This is a genomic window from Niabella drilacis (assembly GCF_900101395.1).
Classification (GTDB): Bacteria; Bacteroidota; Bacteroidia; order Chitinophagales; family Chitinophagaceae; genus Niabella; species Niabella drilacis.
On the sequence record NZ_FMZO01000002.1, the window covers coordinates 663491 to 667195 of the forward strand.

The window sequence follows — 3705 nt, forward strand, 5'->3', positions numbered from 1 at the left end:
CAAGCGGCACCAGGCTCTGCAAGTCCGGGTGATCTGCGAAGAGCGGTATTGCCCCGCCGCGTTCTTTGCCCCTTAGCGTCGTTGCGTGAAATAAAAGACCTCTTGTTCCGTCAACGAAATATGCTTATTTTAGTACTCTCAAAAACGATTGTATAAAATGAGCGATAAGCAGCCTGCTGCCCGGAGCGAAGGTTGTTTGGGGCGTATGGGAACCGGGCCATCATTCAAAAATAAAAAAATAAACAGATGAGATCTTGCCGTTTACGGACGTTGGCATTGTTCGCGCTTGGTATCTTTTTCCTCAACCGCCTGCCGGCGGAGGTAACACTGCCGGCTGTTATCAGCAGTAACATGGTATTGCAGCAAAAAGCAACGCCGGCCCTTTGGGGTACTGCCGGTGAGGGGAAAACAGTTACAGTGCAGACCTCCTGGAATAAAAGGACCTACCATGTGAAGGCAGATGCGTCGGGCAACTGGAAAATTCATGTAGTCACTCCATCCTTTGGCGGCCCTTATACGATCCGTATCGCTGAAGAAAATACCATTACCCTGGAGCAGGTGCTTATTGGTGACGTATGGCTGTGCTCCGGCCAGTCGAATATGGAAATGCCCCTGGCGGGTTGGGGAAAGATCCTCAACTATGAACAGGAGATCGCCAACGCCAACTATCCCAACATCCGGTTGTTGCAGGCTATTCATGTTACTTCCAATCAGCCTGTTAATGACCTGGAGGTAAGGAACAGCGGGTGGGATATTTGCACGCCCAAAACAGTAGCCGATTTTTCTGCTGTGGCTTATGCCTTTGCCCGGGAGATCTATGAAAAAACAAAGATCCCCATCGGGCTTATTCACAGTTCCTGGGGTGGCACCATTGCGGAGGCATGGACCAGTTATGAGACCCTGCAACGGTTACCCGATTTTGCCGCTGCTGCTCAGAAGATAAAAGAAACGCCAGGAGTTGACAGGAAGGCATTTGAACAGCTGATTTCGGAGTGGAACCAAAAACGGCAGGCTGCGGACAAAGGGATCGTAAACGGCAAAGCGATCTGGGCGGCGGCAGATCTGAATACGGCAGACTGGAAAACCATGCCGGTGCCGGGTCATATAGAAGATAACGGCCTGCCCGGTTTTGACGGGGCGGTCTGGTTCAAACGGAGTTTATCCATACCGGAGCACTGGAAGGAGGGGGACCTGACCCTGAGCCTGGGCCCGATTGATGATGAAGATATTACCTGGTTTAACGGGGAGCAGATCGGCGCTACCAGCGGATGGGATCAGGAACGGGTGTATACCATTCCCGCGCGGTTGATCAAAAAAGGGAACAATGATCTTACCGTACGGGTAACGGATAACAGCGGCTCCGGAGGGATCTATGGTACACCCGCACAGCTTTTTATCAGGAACCGGGAGGGACAAAAGATAGAGCTTCGCGGAAACTGGCTGTATAAAGTGCCTTATGCTTTAAAAGACCTGCCCCCGGTACCGGTAAATCCCAGTAATCCCAACCGGCCCACGGTCCTTTATAATGCGATGATCAACCCGCTTATCAGCTACACCATAAAAGGTGCTATCTGGTACCAGGGCGAGTCCAATGCCGGAAGGGCCTATCAATACCGGGAATTATTTCCGGCAATGATCAGAGACTGGCGCTCAAAATTTTCATCCGGGAACTTCCCGTTCTATTTTGTGCAGTTAGCCAACTTTATGAAGCGGGCAGATCAGCCGGGCCCTTCAGCGTGGGCGGAACTCCGCGAGGCGCAGCTGATGACAACACAGCTTTCCAATACAGGCATGGCTACCATTATTGATATAGGAGATGCCGGGGATATCCATCCTAAAAATAAACAGGAGGTAGGCCGCCGGCTGGCATTGATCGCACTCAACAAAGACTATAAAAAGAAGAACGAATACTCGGGACCGCGGTACAGAACCCAGAAAATAAACGGTGACCGGATCATACTTGGTTTTGATCATGCCGAAGGGATGAAGGCTTTGGAAGGGAAGCTGACGGGTTTTGCCATCGCAGGAGCAGATCAACGCTTCTATTGGGCGGATGCCGAGATCTCGGGGAGTACGATCACGGTAAAAGCTCCGGAGGTGAAACAGCCGGTGGCAGTGCGTTATGGCTGGGCCGATAACCCGGAGGTGAACCTCGTAAACGGAGCAGGGTTACCCGCTTCACCCTTCCGTACCGACCAATGGGATGGTGTTACAAAAGCGGCAAAATAATACTTATGGGGTTTGAGTTTTAGATCCGGTTTTATACTCATTGAACTTTCTTTTGTTTCAGGCTCAAAGTTTAATGTTAGATCCGTGTTTCTCTTCTCACTGATCGTTCTTTTGTTTAAAGTTCCAGGTTCAACGTTAAATCCGTTGAATGTGGTTTAATGGACGTTGATAACTGAACACTGAATCTGAAAACTGATAGCTGAAAACTGCCCGCTCATTTTTCATAATATGATTTTAAATGCTTATTTTGTATAGAGATTTAAAATCCGGTTTATGAATAAGCATATAAGCTCCTGGTTCAGTCCGTCCCTGCAAAAAGAAATGCCCATTGTCAGCTATGGTTCCTACGGGACCGTATTACTGCTGGTACCAACTGCCGGCGCCGACTACCTGGAGTATGAACGCTTTCAGCTGATCGACAGCCTGGCCCCTTTTATTGATGCAGGAAAGCTGAAAGTATACTCAATCGACAGCGTTAATAACGAAAGCTGGCTCAATAAGCATATGGATCATTGGGACAAAGCGCAACGGCATGAGCAGTGGAATACATATGTATACAATGAAGTACTTCCTTTTATTAAAAATGAGTCGGGTGAGGAGACGCCGGTATTTGTGAGCGGCGCTTCCTTTGGAGCACTCCATAGTATGAACCTGTTTTTGAAGCGCCCCGACCTGCTGGGTGGCGTCATTGCCATGAGCGGTGTTTACGATCTGACCTATTATACGGATGGTTTTATGAACGATACCGTGTACTTTAACAGCCCCTGGCATTATATGCCGAACCTGGCCGATCATGGAGTACTTGAACAGATCCGGAAAAGTCCGCATATCCATATCCTGACCGGTGCCGGCGCCTATGAAGACCCCAAAGCTGGTGGAGCGTTTGCCAGGATCCTTTACGATAAAGGCATTTATTATGAATTTGATAACTGGGGCGAAAGCTATAAGCACGACTGGCCAACCTGGAGGGAGATGCTGCCGCATTATATCGGCACCCGTTTTTGACCTTCGACACCAAACAGGTCGTATAGGGCGCTTCAGGTCATCCCGATTGCCGCCGCTTGTGCGTCATCTTAATCGGTTACGCCTGTAGACGGCGCCTGTGGTTTCAGCGTTTGATGCCAGATCCCGGATTCTCAACTCCCCGCCTTTGTTCTAGAATTTCATTTCTCCATTCTCATAATGAACCGGAATCAATTTTATTAAAATGCGTAATTACTAGTGGTTTGTGTCCTCACCAATGCTATTAAAATAAGAAAAGTCTGTATCCAGGATCGTCCTTCCAGGGAGACAGGCATCTGCGATGGTTGCTACTATTGTAGGTAATGGGCATAGTACAACCATGAGCCTGATCCTTAAGGTTTCTGGCTTTTCTGGCAAAGCGGATCCTGTTTTCAGCAGCTGATTGTGCTTTATTTGTACATGGGACTAAAGCGATTTTTTCGTTTAAACTTGTGGTTTCTGGCAAAAGACCTG

At 48.8% G+C, this 3705-nt stretch carries 3 protein-coding genes; 2 read left to right on the forward strand and 1 reads right to left on the reverse strand.

Translation table 11 applies throughout. The features are described 5' to 3' along the window. The first annotated feature begins 246 nt into the window (after nt 1–246). Both BLS44_RS06180 and BLS44_RS06185 read left to right on the forward strand, forming a co-directional pair. Nucleotides 247–2229: a sialate O-acetylesterase gene (locus BLS44_RS06180; RefSeq protein WP_090389144.1), complete on the forward strand. Its 1983-nt coding sequence runs from the start codon at nt 247–249 to the stop codon at nt 2227–2229. 273 nt (nt 2230–2502) lie between these two features. Further along, nucleotides 2503–3234 carry an esterase family protein gene (locus BLS44_RS06185; protein ID WP_090389145.1) on the forward strand — a complete coding sequence of 244 codons (732 nt, stop codon included), beginning with the start codon at nt 2503–2505 and terminating at the stop codon, nt 3232–3234. A gap of 241 nt (nt 3235–3475) precedes the next feature. Here BLS44_RS06185 and BLS44_RS26780 read toward each other — a convergent pair. Beyond that, a partial coding sequence (locus BLS44_RS26780; RefSeq protein WP_218127700.1) for a hypothetical protein occupies nt 3476–3705 on the reverse strand: 230 nt, incomplete at its 5' end.

Bases quoted from the DNA above. Each gene is read 5' to 3' on its own strand.
- BLS44_RS06180 (WP_090389144.1), top strand. From the start codon at position 247: ATGAGATCTTGCCGTTTACGGACGTTGGCATTGTTCGCGCTTGGTATC.
- BLS44_RS06185 (WP_090389145.1), top strand. From the start codon at position 2,503: ATGAATAAGCATATAAGCTCCTGGTTCAGTCCGTCCCTGCAAAAAGAA.